At 59.9% G+C, this 14311-nt stretch carries 13 protein-coding genes; 4 read left to right on the top strand and 9 right to left on the bottom strand.

Annotated elements, in window-relative coordinates:
* Nucleotides 1–114 precede the first annotated feature (114 nt).
* Nucleotides 115–717 (bottom strand): membrane protein, encoded by a 603-nt coding sequence (locus GGI48_RS23590; RefSeq protein ID WP_016967570.1) that lies wholly within the window; start codon nucleotides 715–717, stop codon nucleotides 115–117.
* A 223-nt stretch (nucleotides 718–940) separates the two neighbouring features.
* Here GGI48_RS23590 and GGI48_RS23585 point away from each other — a divergent pair, with 223 nt between their 5' ends.
* The gene (locus GGI48_RS23585) at nucleotides 941–1666 is read left to right on the top strand and encodes a 4'-phosphopantetheinyl transferase (RefSeq protein WP_179600265.1); all 726 of its coding nucleotides are present in this window, start codon (nucleotides 941–943) and stop codon (nucleotides 1664–1666) included.
* A 36-nt stretch (nucleotides 1667–1702) separates the two neighbouring features.
* Here GGI48_RS23585 and GGI48_RS23580 read toward each other — a convergent pair whose 3' ends face one another.
* A complete protein-coding gene (locus GGI48_RS23580; protein ID WP_016967568.1) occupies nucleotides 1703–3313 on the bottom strand; it encodes an ATP-binding protein in 1611 nt (536 codons plus the stop codon).
* Nucleotides 3310–4032 carry a response regulator gene (locus tag GGI48_RS23575; RefSeq protein WP_179602101.1) on the bottom strand — a complete coding sequence of 241 codons (723 nt, stop codon included), beginning with the start codon at nucleotides 4030–4032 and terminating at the stop codon, nucleotides 3310–3312. Before GGI48_RS23575 ends, GGI48_RS23580 begins: the two co-directional genes overlap by 4 nt.
* A 756-nt stretch (nucleotides 4033–4788) precedes the next feature.
* Here GGI48_RS23575 and GGI48_RS23570 point away from each other — a divergent pair.
* Nucleotides 4789–7680, top strand: a complete 2892-nt coding sequence (locus GGI48_RS23570; RefSeq protein ID WP_016967565.1) for a ribonucleoside-diphosphate reductase subunit alpha — start codon at nucleotides 4789–4791, stop codon at nucleotides 7678–7680.
* Nucleotides 7681–7944: 264 nt separating this feature from the next.
* Here the strand turns inward: GGI48_RS23570 and flgE are convergent, their stop codons facing one another.
* The 6 genes from flgE to GGI48_RS23540 form a co-directional block, all read right to left on the bottom strand.
* Nucleotides 7945–9288: a flagellar hook protein FlgE gene (flgE, locus tag GGI48_RS23565; RefSeq protein ID WP_047305646.1), complete on the bottom strand. Its 1344-nt coding sequence runs from the start codon at nucleotides 9286–9288 to the stop codon at nucleotides 7945–7947.
* A gap of 29 nt (nucleotides 9289–9317) precedes the next feature.
* Nucleotides 9318–10049: a flagellar hook assembly protein FlgD gene (flgD, locus tag GGI48_RS23560; protein ID WP_047305647.1), complete on the bottom strand. Its 732-nt coding sequence runs from the start codon at nucleotides 10047–10049 to the stop codon at nucleotides 9318–9320.
* A 15-nt stretch (nucleotides 10050–10064) separates the two neighbouring features.
* Entirely contained in the window at nucleotides 10065–10508 is a 444-nt protein-coding gene (gene flgC / locus GGI48_RS23555; protein ID WP_011062742.1) for a flagellar basal body rod protein FlgC, read from the bottom strand.
* 3 nt (nucleotides 10509–10511) lie between these two features.
* On the bottom strand, nucleotides 10512–10919 hold the full coding sequence (gene flgB, locus GGI48_RS23550; RefSeq protein WP_016967562.1) for a flagellar basal body rod protein FlgB: 408 nt from the start codon (nucleotides 10917–10919) through the stop codon (nucleotides 10512–10514).
* Between the two features lie 250 nt (nucleotides 10920–11169).
* Entirely contained in the window at nucleotides 11170–11997 is an 828-nt protein-coding gene (cheR, locus tag GGI48_RS23545) for a protein-glutamate O-methyltransferase CheR (RefSeq protein WP_016967561.1), read from the bottom strand.
* A 44-nt stretch (nucleotides 11998–12041) separates the two neighbouring features.
* Nucleotides 12042–12974: a chemotaxis protein CheV gene (locus tag GGI48_RS23540; protein WP_016967560.1), complete on the bottom strand. Its 933-nt coding sequence runs from the start codon at nucleotides 12972–12974 to the stop codon at nucleotides 12042–12044.
* Between the two features lie 75 nt (nucleotides 12975–13049).
* Here GGI48_RS23540 and flgA point away from each other — a divergent pair, with 75 nt between their 5' ends.
* Together flgA and flgM are read left to right on the top strand one after the other, a co-directional pair.
* Nucleotides 13050–13811 carry a flagellar basal body P-ring formation chaperone FlgA gene (gene flgA / locus GGI48_RS23535; RefSeq protein WP_179600263.1) on the top strand — a complete coding sequence of 254 codons (762 nt, stop codon included), beginning with the start codon at nucleotides 13050–13052 and terminating at the stop codon, nucleotides 13809–13811.
* Between the two features lie 151 nt (nucleotides 13812–13962).
* A complete protein-coding gene (gene flgM, locus GGI48_RS23530) occupies nucleotides 13963–14280 on the top strand; it encodes a flagellar biosynthesis anti-sigma factor FlgM (RefSeq protein WP_179602099.1) in 318 nt (105 codons plus the stop codon).
* Nucleotides 14281–14311 lie beyond the last annotated feature (31 nt).

Raw genomic sequence — 14311 nt, 5'->3', positions numbered from 1 at the left:
TCTCCCAGGCAAAATTCGACATCTCCAGGGGCGCCCCTGCGCCCTGATGATCAATGCACCAACGCCGGACCCTGCCCAAGGCATGGTCCGGCGCGGTTCAGGCCAGGCTGCTTATCAGAAAGCGTAGTTGGCCGACAGATAGGTCTGGGCGCTGCTGGTCAGGCTCAGTGAACCTTGCTTGCTGCCGCCCCGTTCGCTCATCTCGGTCCCGGCATTACTGCGCAGGTAGCGGTAGCCGAGCTCCACCGAGGTGTTCTGTGAAATCTGTTGCAGGACACCGGCCTGCACACCGACCGCGTAGCCGATGTCACTGTCGCGGCTGAAGCCCGGGGACTCCTGGGTCAGCTTGGTCAGGCCGGCCGTGCCGCCACCAAAGAGCTTGGTGGTATGGGTCACCGGCAGGAACATATCGTAACTGCCCAGCAGGTTCTGCTGACGCAACTTAATGCCGTTGTGAGAGCCGGAAACATAATCGTAAGTGGCGTAGTAGCGGCCCTGGTCGTTCTGTTGACCCAGGCGCAGGCCCCAGGTGTTGTCCTTGCCGATCACGCCATCGGCATTCGGATGACCGAGGTTGCTGTTGAGCTGGCTGGACTTTTTAACCTTGTCGCTGGTCTGGCCGAACGTCAGGCTGGCGAAGTTGCTGTCAGCGGCTTGAACGGCGGCGCTGGCGCCGAGCACGGTAAAGGCGAGGATCAGTTTTTTCAATGAAGTCATAGGAAGTTTCCTTTGCGCTATTGGCTTTTTGGGTGCCGGGCCAGAGTAAACAGCCCGCCCTGAACTCCCCCTGAACACCTCCTTAACCTCGCCTGAACCAGATCCATCCGCCTGTTTTTTACCGGTGCTTAACCCCAACAAGCGTTCCCCACAGAGCTGCACCTCCTCGCTCGGCGCCACGCAGCGCTACCCTCGAACCCGCCAACCCGGCAAACTAGCGGCCATGAATACACGCCCTTCTCTCCCCCTCTGTTGCAGCCCCCCGGAGGCCTCCTGGCCTTTGCCGGAAGCCTTGCCCGACACCCGCTGGTTGAGCACCCGGTTCGACCCCGGGCAGTTGGCCGCGGACGATTTCCAGCGCAGCGGCATTGCCGCACCGCCCAGCATCCAGCGCTCGGTCGCCAAGCGCCAGGCGGAATTTCTCGCCGGGCGCCTGTGTGCCCGGGAGGCCCTGCGACAACTGCAACAGCTGGACTGGGTCCCGCCGATCGGCGCCGACCGAGCCCCGGTCTGGCCGGAACATATCTGCGGCTCGATCACCCACAGCACCGGCCGGGCTGCCGCCATCGTCGCCGACAAGCAGCACTGGCGAGCCCTGGGCATGGATCTGGAAAAGCTCCTCGGCGACGAACGTGCAGCCAATCTGGCCGGGCAGATTCTTACTCCGGCGGAGCTGCAACGTCGCGACCGCTTGCCGGCCGACCAGCACGCCCTGGCCGTGACCCTGACCTTCTCGATCAAGGAAAGCCTATACAAGGCGCTGTATCCGCTGGTGCAGAAAAGCTTCTATTTCGAACACGCCGAAGTACTGGAGTGGACTCCCACAGGCCAGGTGCGCATGCGTCTGCTGACCGACCTGTCCGAGGAATGGCACCATGGCCGCGAATTGCTGGGGCAGTTCGTCGTCGAGGCGGGTCAGTTACTCAGCCTGATCGCCATCAGGCCCTGAACGGCGCCCCTCAACGGGGCTCCTCAACAGAGCTCCTCAACGGGGCTCTTGATGCCGCGGCCAGCTCAGGCTAAAGCAGGCGCCCCCCAGGCTGATGCTCTTGCTGATCAGGGCCCGGCCGTCGTGCCAGTGAATGATCCGCCGCACGATGGACAGCCCCAGTCCATGCCCACCAGAAGCCCGGGTGCGACTGTCGTCCAGACGCAGGAAAGGCGTGAAGATCTTTTCCCAGGCACTTTCCGGTACACCGGGCCCGTCATCCTCCACATCCACCCGGCATCGCAACTGCCCCACCTGATAACTGATGGTCACCTGGGAATGGGCGTGGCGCATGGCGTTGCTCACCAGATTCTGCAGCGCCCGATGCAGATAGCGTGGCTCGGCTTCGACCCAGGCACCGTCGCACTCGGCGGCGGACAGACACAAGCCACGATGGACCTTGAGATTGGCCCGCAACGGCGCCAGTTCGTCGATCACCTGATTGATCAGGGCATCGAGGTCGATGCGCTGGAAGTTCAGGGCCGGCGAACCCTGCTCCAGGCGGGCGTAGGTGAGCATCTCGTCCACCAGCCGATCGAGGTCCTGAATATCGTTGTCCATGCCGTCCAGGTACTTTTGCCGGGCCTGATCGGTGCTCGCCGAGGCGATCATCTCCAGGCCGAAACGCAGGCGCGCCACCGGAGTACGCAATTCGTGGGACACCGCCCGCACCAGCTCGCGCTGGATCGCCAGCAGCCGTTGCAGGTGTTCGGCCATGCCATTGAAGGCGGCCGCCAGACGCCCCACCGAATCCGCACCCCGAGCCGGCACCCGGGTTTCCAGGCTGCCCTTGGCAATCCGCGTGGCCGCCGACTCCAGACCGCTGAGGCGGCGCTCCAACTGGCGCACCAATAGATAGACGATCAACCCGATCAGGCTCAGGCCGAGCACGGCAATCAGCACCAGCCATTGCGGCGGATAGGGGTTCATCTGATACAGGGGGCCGATTTCCAGTACCCAGGGCGTGCCCACCAAACCGGCAAAGACCCGGATCGAGTCGCCGCCCTTGCCCAGGGCCATCACCGTATCGCCTTCGGCAACCCGGCGGCGCTGGTCCTCGTCCATATCCGCGGCATCCAGGGTCGCCAGGTGCATGTCGAAGCCAAACCCCTTGGCCTGCTTGAGCGCCGCCAGACGCTGTGGCTGCTCGGCCACCGGATAGCGCACCAGTTCGTCCGCCAGCAGGTAGATGGTGGCCCGGGCCAGTTGTTCGCTGATCTGCTGCACCTCGGCGCTGAGCAGCAGTTGCTCCCGCTCGCTGACCAGGCGGTAGACCCGGGCCGCGAAGGGCCCGGTCTGTTCCACCAGTGCCTGCCCGCGCAGCACCCGGCCACGCTGGCTGCTGTCCAGGTCGGTCTGGCTGAACGTCTTCAGGCTCAGCGGAATGCCTAGCAAGCGCTGCCACACCAGCAACGCCCGGCGCCGTTCGATCTCGCTCATCGGCTGCAGGTTGTCCGCCATCAGCGAGAAGGTGCCGTGGGCCAGCCGCTCGCGGTACTGCTCGCTGCGCACTTGGTTGAGCAGGTGCAGGGCCAGCACCCCCAGCAGCGCCACCAGAATCAGCGCGGCACACATGCCGCCATAGATGCGCAGGAAGATCGAGTTCACGAGGGCATGTCGGCGGCAGCTTCAGGGACGAACAGGTAACCCTTGCTGCGAATGGTCTTGATCAGCCGCGGGTGTTCCGGGTCATCGCCGATCTTGGGACGGATGCGCGAAATGCGCACATCGATGGAGCGGTCCTGGCCGTCATAACCAATCCCCCGCAGGGCATTGAAGATTTCCTCGCGGGACAGAATCCGCCCGGCGTTGACCACCAGCAGCCACAGCAGATCGAATTCGGCGCTGGTCAACTCGATACCCACGTCGCTCAGCCAGGCTTCGCGCAGGGCGCTGTCTACCAGCAAAGGTCCGAAGCGCAGGCGCCGGCTTTTCTCCGGGGCGGGCTGAGGCGCCTCGCTGCGCCGTAGCAAGGCCTGGATCCTGGCCAGCAACAGGCGTGGACGCACCGGCTTGCAGACGTAGTCATCGGCCCCCAGATCCAGCCCCATGACCTGATCCATATCATCGGTGCGGGCGGTGAGCATGAGGATCGGCCCATCGTAGCGATCGCGGACCTTGCGACAGATGCTCAGGCCGTCTTCGCCGGGCAGCATCAGGTCGAGAATCACCAGGTCCGGCTGCTCGGCGATGATCCTCTCGGCAGCCAGGGCACCATTGCCTTCGATCGCCACCTGCAGACCGTTGCTCTCCAGATATTCACGGGTCAACTCAGCCAGACGCTGGTCATCCTCAACAATCAGTACCTGCCAGGCTTCTTGCTCCACGCTCGACCTCTTCATTGCCAGCACTCATTGAAAACAAGACACCCGTCTTTTTGTCATGAAAACGGCGGATAACTTGTCGTGGAAAACGCAGTCATCGCTGCAAGGACAGCGGCGGATTGTAGCAACCGGCATGCGCCCCCGGACAAGCGACTAAAACGACTCGGTCAGGGCGATTTTTTGTGATAGGGTTCGCGCCCGCAAAAATCCGCCCAAGGCAATTTCCAGGGATAAAAAACAGTGACAAACGGTTGCATGCACTGGGACTGCGGGCTGCATGAGTTTTACCCAGTCCATACACAATTTACGCACAACCTTATCCACAGGCAGTACGTTGCAATCAGTCCCCAAAACGCATTATCTTGTAGCCCGGCGGCTAAAAATCCCTATATCTAGGGTTTTACACCAAAAACCAAACACAATTCAGACGAGAAACTCAAGCCCTTTTCTTGCCCCGTTTGGTGGAACCAATCGCTGTTTCAAAAGACCAACACCGCGCGTGCGGATGGCATCGTTTTCCACCCTGCCCAGGAGAAAGCGGTACGGGTGTTGCAGCCACAATACTGTCACCCACCAGGAATAAGGTGCCGAGCCTCTGGCTCGACGCCCAAGACTTCGGCATGGAAGCGGCGCCCATAGCCCCCTTCCTGAACTGTCCCGAAGTCGTTATGCCCGGCCTCTGCCGGCTGTAGTGCTTCAGGACGGAACGGTGGGCACCTCATTGGTGCCCAAACAAACATAGAGAACGTGGAGACACCCATGCAAACCGACACAACTCGCGAGAACCCGCAGGCCAATGCGCCGCAGGCCGCCGATTCCAATCTGGATCTGTCTGCTACCGCCCCTGGCCAATTGCGCGTGATCAAGCGTAACGGCACTGTCGTTGCCTACACCGACGACAAGATCACCGTCGCTATCACCAAAGCGTTCCTCGCAGTTGAAGGCGGCACCGCCGCTGCCTCGTCGCGAATCCACGACACCGTGGCGCGCCTGACCGAACAGGTCACCGCAACCTTCAAGCGTCGCATGCCTTCGGGCGGCACCATCCACATCGAAGAGATCCAGGATCAGGTCGAACTGGCCCTGATGCGTGCCGGCGAACAGAAAGTGGCCCGCGACTACGTGATCTACCGCGACTCCCGCGCCAAGGAACGCGCCACCCGCTCCAGCAGCGAAGAGCCGGTACAAGCCCACCCATCGATCCGCATCACTCGCGCCGATGGCAGCCTCGCGCCCCTGGACATGGGCCGCCTGAACACCATCGTCAGCGAAGCCTGCGAAGGCCTGGAAGAGGTCGACGGCGACCTGATCCAGCGCGAAACCCTGAAGAACCTCTACGACGGCGTGGCCCTGAAAGACGTCAACACCGCCCTGGTCATGACCGCCCGCACCCTGGTCGAGCGCGAGCCGAACTACTCGTTCGTCACCGCCCGCCTGCTGATGGACACCCTGCGCGCCGAAGGCCTGGGCTTCCTCGAAGTCGCCGAAAGCGCCACCCACCACGAAATGGCCGACCTGTACGCCAAGGCGCTGCCGGCCTACGTCGCCAAGGGCATCGAGTTCGAACTGCTGAACCCGGTACTGGCTGAGTTCGACCTGGAGAAACTCGGCAAGGCGATCAACCACGAACGCGACCAGCAGTTCACCTACCTGGGCCTGCAGACCCTGTACGACCGCTACTTCATCCACAAGGATGGCGTGCGTTTCGAACTGCCGCAGATCTTCTTCATGCGCGTGGCCATGGGCCTGGCGATCGAAGAGAAACAGCGTGAAGACCGCGCCATCGAGTTCTACAACCTGTTGTCGTCCTTCGACTACATGGCTTCGACTCCGACTCTGTTCAACGCCGGCACCCTGCGTCCACAGCTGTCGAGCTGCTACCTGACCACCGTTCCGGACGACCTGTCGGGCATCTACGGCGCCATCCACGACAACGCCATGCTGTCGAAATTCGCCGGTGGCCTGGGCAACGACTGGACTCCGGTTCGTGCGCTGGGCTCCTACATCAAGGGCACCAACGGCAAGTCCCAGGGCGTCGTGCCTTTCCTGAAAGTGGTCAACGACACAGCAGTAGCCGTGAACCAGGGTGGCAAGCGCAAGGGCGCTGTCTGTGCCTACCTGGAAACCTGGCACATGGACATCGAAGAGTTCATCGAGCTGCGCAAGAACACCGGTGATGACCGTCGTCGTACCCACGACATGAACACCGCCAACTGGATCCCCGACCTGTTCATGAAGCGCGTCTTCGACGACGGCAAGTGGACCCTGTTCTCGCCATCGGAAGTGCCGGATCTGCACGACCTGACCGGCAAGGCCTTCGAAGAGCGCTACGAGTACTACGAAGCCCTGACCGAGTACAACAAGATCAAGCTGTTCAAGACCGTCCAGGCCAAAGACCTGTGGCGCAAGATGCTGTCCATGCTGTTCGAAACCGGCCACCCATGGCTGACCTTCAAGGACCCGTGCAACCTGCGCAGCCCGCAGCAGCACGTGGGCGTGGTCCACAGCTCGAACCTGTGCACCGAGATCACCTTGAACACCAACAAGGACGAGATCGCGGTCTGCAACCTGGGCTCGATCAACCTGCCGAACCACATCAAGGACGGCAAGCTCGACACCGCCAAGCTGCAACGCACCGTGAACACCGCCGTGCGCATGCTCGACAACGTGATCGACATCAACTACTACTCGGTGCCGCAAGCGAAGAACTCCAACTTCAAGCACCGCCCGGTCGGCCTGGGCATCATGGGCTTCCAGGACGCCTTGTACCTGCAGCACATCCCTTACGGTTCCGACGCGGCCGTCGAGTTCGCCGACAAGTCCATGGAAGCGGTCAGCTACTACGCGATCCAGGCTTCCTGCGACCTGGCCGATGAGCGCGGCGCCTACGAGACCTTCCAGGGCTCGCTGTGGTCCAAGGGCATCCTGCCACTGGACTCGCAACAGATCCTGATCGAGGCCCGTGGCCAGAAGTACATCGATGTGGACCTCAACGAAACCCTGGACTGGGCGCCGGTACGTGCCCGCGTGCAGAAAGGCATTCGTAACTCCAACATCATGGCCATCGCCCCGACCGCGACCATCGCCAACATCACCGGCGTGTCGCAGTCGATCGAGCCGACCTATCAGAACCTGTATGTGAAATCCAACCTGTCGGGCGAATTCACCGTGATCAACCCGTACCTGGTACGCGACCTGAAAGCTCGCGGCCTGTGGGACTCGGTGATGATCAACGACCTGAAGTACTACGACGGTTCGGTACAGCAGATCGAGCGCATCCCGCAGGAGCTCAAGGAGCTCTACGCGACCGCCTTCGAAGTGGAAACCAAGTGGATCGTCGACGCCGCCAGCCGTCGCCAGAAGTGGATCGACCAGGCTCAGTCGCTTAACCTGTACATCGCCGGCGCCTCGGGCAAGAAGCTCGACGTGACCTACCGCATGGCTTGGTACCGTGGCCTGAAAACCACTTACTACCTCCGTGCCCTGGCCGCTACCAGCACCGAGAAGTCGACCATCAACACCGGTAAGCTGAACGCTGTTTCCAGCGGCGGCAACCACGGTGACGACTCGGTCCTGGCGGCTCCTGCCGGTCCTGCGCCAGTGCCGAAGGCTTGCGCCATCGACGAGCCGGATTGCGAAGCTTGCCAATAAGCTGAGCTGACAGGTGCCCGCGGGCACCTGCCACAACCCCCGATAGACCTCCGGTTTATCGGGGGTTTTCTTTTGCCCGCAACACAGTGCAGGAAGCGGCTTGCCGGCGAATAGCTCCGAAGCCTTGCACGGCTTCAGAGAGCGCCTTCGCTGGCAAGCCAGCTCCTGCGGCAGAGGCTCCTGCAGGGTAAACAGCGCCATCGAACAGGCACAAAAAAGCCCCTCAAGGAGGGGCTTTTCGTACAGCGTGTCAGCCAACCCGCATCAGGTCATCTGGATGATGGTCTGCATGATGGTGCTCTGGGTGGAGATGGTCTTGGCGTTCGCCTGATAGTTGCTCTGGGCCTTGATCAGGTTCACCAGTTCGTTGGTCAGGTTGACGTTGGACTCTTCTAGGGAGTTGGACACTACCGCGCCCAGGGTTCCGGTCTTCGGTGCGTCATAACCTGGAATACCCGACGAGTAGGTTTCTTTCCACTGGGTGCCGCCTACCGGCTGCAAGCCTTGCTCGTTGGTGAAGCTGGCCAGGGAGATCTGACCGATCGGCTTGGTCTGCTCGTTGCTGAAGTTGGCCAGCATGACGCCGGTGCCGTCGATGGTCAGGCTAGAGATCTGGCCAGTGGAGTAACCGTTCTGCGCGATTACCGAACGGTTGGTATCGCCGAATACCGAACCGGTCTTGGTCATATCGATCTTCACGCCGCCCGGTGCAGGCGCTGCACCATTGGGAACGAAGACACCATTGACCACATCACCCGGAGTCCAGGCGGTCATGGCGATATTGTTGCCATTGACGGTGAACTGGCTGACGGCCGGTGCAGCAGGCGGCGTCAGGGTCTGAAGCTTGCCCGAGGAGTCAAACTTGATAGTGATCGGCGCCTGGTTGGCCATGGTGAAAGCCGAACCATCTGGGTTGCGACCATCGATCAGGGTGTAGGTCTGCCATTCGTTGGGGTTCTGCGTCTTGATCATGTACTGATCCATGACGTGCTTGTTGCCCTGGGTGTCATACACCGGGGTACTGAACTGCTTGGTGTAGGTGGTGTTCTTGGTCGGATCGAACACATAAGCCGGAGCCGGCGCCACTGGGTTGACGTTGATCGGATCGGCATCGGAGTTCAGGTTGATCGTCGAGGAGATCGAGTCGGTTGGCTTGGGTGCCAGGTTCGAAGTATCGATCCGCAGGTCGGTCAACACACCGTTGATGATCTTGCCATTGGCATCCACGGCATAACCTTGCAGACGCGCAGTGCCGTCACTGTTGGTGATGAAGCCATCCTTGTCGGTCTTGAAAGTACCGGCACGGGTGTAGGTCAGGGAGCCATTGGTGCTGAGCACGAAGAAACCCTGGCCCTGGATGCCCATGTCCAGCACGTTGCCGGTGTTGTTGATATCACCGTTGGTGAACTGCTGGGAAACGTTGGCCAGGCGCACGCCGTTACCAATCACCTGAGTGCCGCTGCCCAGCTTGGTGGCCGAATAGACGTCGGCGAATTCCGCACGGGAGGATTTGAAACCGGTGGTGGCGACGTTGGCGATGTTGTTGCCGGTAACGTCCAGCTGTTTGTTGGCAGCGTAGAGACCGCTAAGGCCGATATTGAAAGACATATTCCACTCCTTTTGCCGGTTAGTCGGCTCTAGATACCAATGGTTTGTACTTTGGACAGGCCAATCGGACTGCTCATGCCGGCAAGGTTCAACATCAACTCGCCGCCGGTCTGGCTGATGGTGACGCTGTTGACCGTCGCTGGCAGGTAGGTGATCAGATCAGTCCCCTTGCCGTCGATGGTAGTGCTGGCCTTGAAGTTGTAGGTGCCCGGATCCGCCTTGGTGCCATCCGTCTTGGTGCCATCCCAGACAAAGCTGGCGTTACCGGCCTTCTGACTGCCCATGTCGATGGTCTTGACGGTGTTTCCATCCTTGTCGGTGATGGTCACGCTGACCGAACTCACACTGGAAGGTACGGTCACGGAACCGGTCATGCTCTTGCTGGTGTCCACCTGGGTAGAGCCGGTCTGGACGATCACCGAACGCCCCACTAGGGACGAAGCCTGCAATGCCTGAGACGACTTGTAGTTGCCCGTGATGGAGTTCACCGAGGTATTGAGGGTGGTAATCCCCTCCAGGGTGGAGAACTGCGCCAGCTGGGCAACGAATGCACTGTTGTCCTGAGGATCCAGCGGGTTCTGGTTGTTCAGCTGGGTCACCAGCAGCTTGAGGAACGCGTCCTTGCCCAGGGACTGCTTGCCAGTGGCGCTGTTGGTAGCAGCCGCCAGGCCGTCGGCACTGGACGTGGTCGTGGTTTTCTTTGACGAGTTGGCCAATACGTCCTTGAGGGACGGGCCGCTGGTGGTATCAGTAACGCTCATTGGCTTCGCCCCTTATCACTGACCGAGGGTCAGGACCTTCTGCATCATGGTTTTGGCGGTGTTCATCATTTCAGCGTTGGTCTGGAACGAGCGGCTGGCGGAAATCATGTCGGCCATTTCCTCCACCACGTTGACGTTGGGGTAGTAGACATAACCCTTGGCGTCCGCGGCCGGATGGTTAGGCTCATAGCGAGCTTCCAGATTGCTCTGGTCTTCCACCACACCCAGCACCTGCACGCCCTGGCCTGCGGCGTCCTGGTTCTGGAACAGCGAATCGCTACCGCCGCTCTGGGCACCCTGGAACATGGTGGCGAATACCGGGTGACGCGCACGATAGGTCTGATCGATGCTCGACGACACGCTCTCGGCGTTGGCGATGTTACTGGCGACGGTGTTCAGACGCGTGGTCTGAGCGCTCATGCCACTACCGGCAATATTGAAAACACTGGCGAGGGACATGGATTACTCTCCGCGCAGGGCTGCTACCAACCCTTTGAATTTGCTGTTGAGCAGCGTGAAGCTGGCCTGGAAGTCCACCGAGTTCTGCGCATAGCTCGATTGCTCCAGCTGGGCGTCCACGGTGTTCTGGTCGATCGAAGGCTGCATCGGGGTCCGATACAGCAGCGACTCGTCGCCACTGCTCAGGCCCTGGGCTTCGATGTGCCGGGTATTGGTCATGTTCAACGCGAAGGTGCCGTTCTTGACCTTTTCATTCTGCTCGGCGAGCACGGCGGAAAAGTCCAGATCCCGAGCCTTGTAGTTCGGGGTGTCGGCGTTGGCGATGTTGTTGGCCAGCACTTCGGCGCGCTTGGCGCGAAAGCCAAGAGCCTGTTCGTGGATACCGAGCGCTTTATCGAAGCTGATGCTCATGTCGGAAACCTTTGGGTGACCTGATTTTTCGTAATCTGGATATAGCAAGCTACGTGCCAAGTCCTGAAGCCCCGTAAATCAAGGCTTTGCCGACAGCGGCAAGCCGGCAATGCCAGAAAAGCGGCAATGGCCTTCCGCGAATCGCCGACAAAGCGGCAAGGGTCCTGCCGCATTTGCCACTGCGTGCAAGAAACTGACGCGTACAAAAAAGGAGGCCCTATGGCCTCCTTTTCATTGTTGCAACTGTCGATCACTTCGCCTGGTAGATGATCCCCGGACTGCATTGCACCATCTGATAATGGTCCGGCAGGCCATTGAGCGCTTCGGAAGCCCCCAGAAACAGATAACCGCCAGGTTTCAGAGTGCTATGAATGCGCATCAGGATGTCCTTCTTGACCTCGGCCGAGAAGTAGATCAGCACATTGCGGCAAAACACGACATCGAACTTGCCCAGACTGGCATAGCTGTCCAGCAGGTTGAACGAGCGAAACTCCACTCGACTCTTGATCGGTGCCTTGACCACCCAGCGTCCCGGCCCCTTGGGATCGAAATAACGCTGCAGGCGCTCGGCAGAAAGGCCACGCCCAATTGCCAGGCTGTCATATTCGCCGGTCTTGCAGTTGTTGAGCATGGTTCCGGACAGGTCGGTGGCAACGATCTGCACCCCCATCTTCAACTGGCCCATGTTGCTGCGCTCGAACTCGTCGATGGACATCGACAACGAATAGGGTTCCTGCCCTGACGAGCAAGCCGCCGACCAGATCCGCAAACGCTGGTTGGGGCTGGCCTTGATCGCTTCGGGAAGCACCTTGTTCTTCAACACTTCGAAGGGATAGGTGTCACGAAACCACAAGGTTTCGTTGGTGGTCATCGCGTCCACCACCATCTCGCGCAATCCGCTGCGCGGCTGGGTCTGAATCCGCTGAACCAGCTCACCCAAGGTTTTGAGACCTTGCTGCTCCATCAGTTTGTTGAGACGGCTCGAGACGAGATATTGCTTATTTTCCCCGAGCAAAATACCACAGGCTTTTTCCAGGAAGACCCGGAACTGTTCAAAATCCAAATTACCCGTAGACAATGCTGCCGCCTCTTAAATCTAATGTCCGCCAAGGGCTGATACCCTCAGCTGTGGTCTGCTGCTTTGATCCGGTCAACTACCCGGGAAGCCAGGTCATCAGGACGGAACTTGGCAAGGAAGTCATCGGCACCGACCTTCTTCACCATCGCCTGATTGAACACCCCTGACAACGAAGTATGCAGGATGATATGCAGCTTTTGCATGCGTGGATCGTTACGTATCTCGGCCGTGAGGGTGTAACCGTCCATTTCGGGCATCTCGATGTCGGAAATCATCATGAGGAACTCCTCTTCCGGCTTCTTGCCCTCATCCACCAGCTTGCGCAGGTAATCCAACGCTTGCCGGCCATCATTCAACGCCACGACTTCGACCCCCACCGTCTGCAGGCAGCGGGTAACCTGTTTGCGCGCCACCGACGAATCGTCGACGGTCAGCACTCGCAGGGAAACGGCCTTGTGCTGGGTTTCAAGATCCACCACGCCCGCCGAAATCGACTCCGAGGTCGGCGCAACTTCCGCCAATATCTTTTCCACGTCGATGATTTCGACTAACTGGTTGTCCACCCGGGTCACCGCGGTCAGGTAGTGATCGCGACCGGTCCCCTTGGGTGGCGGATGAATTTCTTCCCAGTTCATATTGACGATGCGTTCCACCGAGCGCACCAGAAACCCTTGGGTCTTGGTGTTGTACTCAGTGATGATCACAAACGGGCTGCTCTGATCCTTCAGTCCACCAGCACCGGTGGCCATTGCCAGATCCAGGATCGGAATGGTCGCCCCTCGAATATTCGCGACACCGCACACCACAGGATTGGATTTGGGCATCAGGGTCAGCTTGGGGCATTGCAGCACCTCGCGAACCTTGAAGACGTTGATCCCGTAGAGCTGCTCACCGTCCAGACGGAACAGCAGCAGTTCCAGGCGATTCTGCCCAACCAATTGCGTGCGCTGGTTTACCGAATCCATTACACCAGCCATGCCCAGACTCCCCAAAGCTTTAAGATCCGACGCACGCTCATTGCTAAACGGCACGGCGCTTGCTTTTTAACTGTTATGAACGCCAAAACGACATTTTCCCGACGCCTGACATCCCCCTACCGCACATTGCTCTGCGGGCTGTCGGCCTTGTGTATCTTAAACCCTGGCGGCCCTGCCGTTGCTGATTCGGTCACCCTGCCTGATCTGCTTATCGGCGTCACTCAAGGGTTTCTTGAATTCACGGTAGAAGACTACCTGGCTACCAGTCAAACGGAAGGACGCTACGAAATTCAGGTCAACCAACTGGATCCCCGTATGCGCATGCCGGCGTGCGACAAGGAATTGACAGCGAGCCTGGAAAGCCCTGCCCAGCCACTGGGCAGGGTCACGGTCAAGGTGCGCTGCGAAGGCGGCTCGCCCTGGACCGTGTTCGTCCCGGCGCAGGTCAAACTGTTCCGCGAAGTGGTTACCAGCTCACGGCCACTCAAGCGCGCCGGCATCATTGAGCCCGAAGACGTCGTGCTGCGCGAACGGGACATCAGCCAGAGCAATCAGGGCTACCTGACCTCGGTGGATCAGGCCATTGGTCAGAAACTTGTCCGACCAATGGTCGCCGACCAACTGATTACCCTGGGTCATCTGGAGCAGGCAGAGGTGGTGCGCAAAGGCGATCACGTAGTGATCTCGGCACGCAGCGGCACCTTGAATGTACGAATGCCGGGGGAAGCACTGTCCAACGGCGGCATGAGCGAGCAGATTCGGGTCAAGAACCTGAACTCGCAACGGGTGATCAAGGCTCGCGTCACCGCCCCTGGCCAAGTGGAAGTGGCCATGTAGATAACTGGCGCTCGACCCGGTCGTTCCCTAAACTGTGGCCAATCAAAGGTCGCAGATACCTGCGTTGGCTTATCGACAATCGAGCCTAAAGTTTTTCAGGGTATGGCCGAAAACATGGCAAGCGTCCAAATACCCAGAGGTTTTCTTCATCATGGTCATCGACTTCAGCCGTTTAAACAGCTCCCCTTTACTGACAGGCAGTACGCGTACCGGCACCAGCAAGGAAACCGGCGATGCCGGCACGTCCGCGCCGCCGGCAACTGCAGCCGAGACCAGCAAAAGCGGGGAATCGGTACACCTCAGCAATGAGGCTCAACAGTTGCAGAAAATCACCGACAAGCTGCGCGATCAGCCTGCTGTCGACAAGGCCCGGGTGGCCGAGTTGAAGCAAGCCATTGCCGATGGCAGCTACAAGGTCGACAGCAACCGTGTAGCCAGCAAACTGCTCAACTTCGAAGCCCAGCGCTAGCCCCAGGCTTGCGCCAGGCTTTTGGACGCTT

It is taken from the genome of Pseudomonas protegens (assembly GCF_013407925.2).
Lineage (GTDB): Bacteria > Pseudomonadota > Gammaproteobacteria > Pseudomonadales > Pseudomonadaceae > Aquipseudomonas > Aquipseudomonas fluorescens_AP.
The sequence above is the reverse complement of the archived record's forward strand: the minus strand, read 5'-3'. Positions and strand labels throughout refer to the sequence as shown.

What these genes read in the sequence shown, in the direction of transcription:
- GGI48_RS23590 (WP_016967570.1), bottom strand. Translation starts at nt 717, where the DNA reads ATGACTTCATTGAAAAAACTGATCCTCGCCTTTACCGTGCTCGGCGCC.
- GGI48_RS23585 (WP_179600265.1), top strand. Translation starts at nt 941, where the DNA reads ATGAATACACGCCCTTCTCTCCCCCTCTGTTGCAGCCCCCCGGAGGCC.
- GGI48_RS23570 (WP_016967565.1), top strand. Translation starts at nt 4,789, where the DNA reads ATGCAAACCGACACAACTCGCGAGAACCCGCAGGCCAATGCGCCGCAG.
- flgE (WP_047305646.1), bottom strand. Translation starts at nt 9,288, where the DNA reads ATGTCTTTCAATATCGGCCTTAGCGGTCTCTACGCTGCCAACAAACAG.
- flgD (WP_047305647.1), bottom strand. Translation starts at nt 10,049, where the DNA reads ATGAGCGTTACTGATACCACCAGCGGCCCGTCCCTCAAGGACGTATTG.
- flgC (WP_011062742.1), bottom strand. Translation starts at nt 10,508, where the DNA reads ATGTCCCTCGCCAGTGTTTTCAATATTGCCGGTAGTGGCATGAGCGCT.
- flgB (WP_016967562.1), bottom strand. Translation starts at nt 10,919, where the DNA reads ATGAGCATCAGCTTCGATAAAGCGCTCGGTATCCACGAACAGGCTCTT.
- GGI48_RS23540 (WP_016967560.1), bottom strand. Translation starts at nt 12,974, where the DNA reads ATGGCTGGTGTAATGGATTCGGTAAACCAGCGCACGCAATTGGTTGGG.
- flgA (WP_179600263.1), top strand. Translation starts at nt 13,050, where the DNA reads ATGAACGCCAAAACGACATTTTCCCGACGCCTGACATCCCCCTACCGC.
- flgM (WP_179602099.1), top strand. Translation starts at nt 13,963, where the DNA reads ATGGTCATCGACTTCAGCCGTTTAAACAGCTCCCCTTTACTGACAGGC.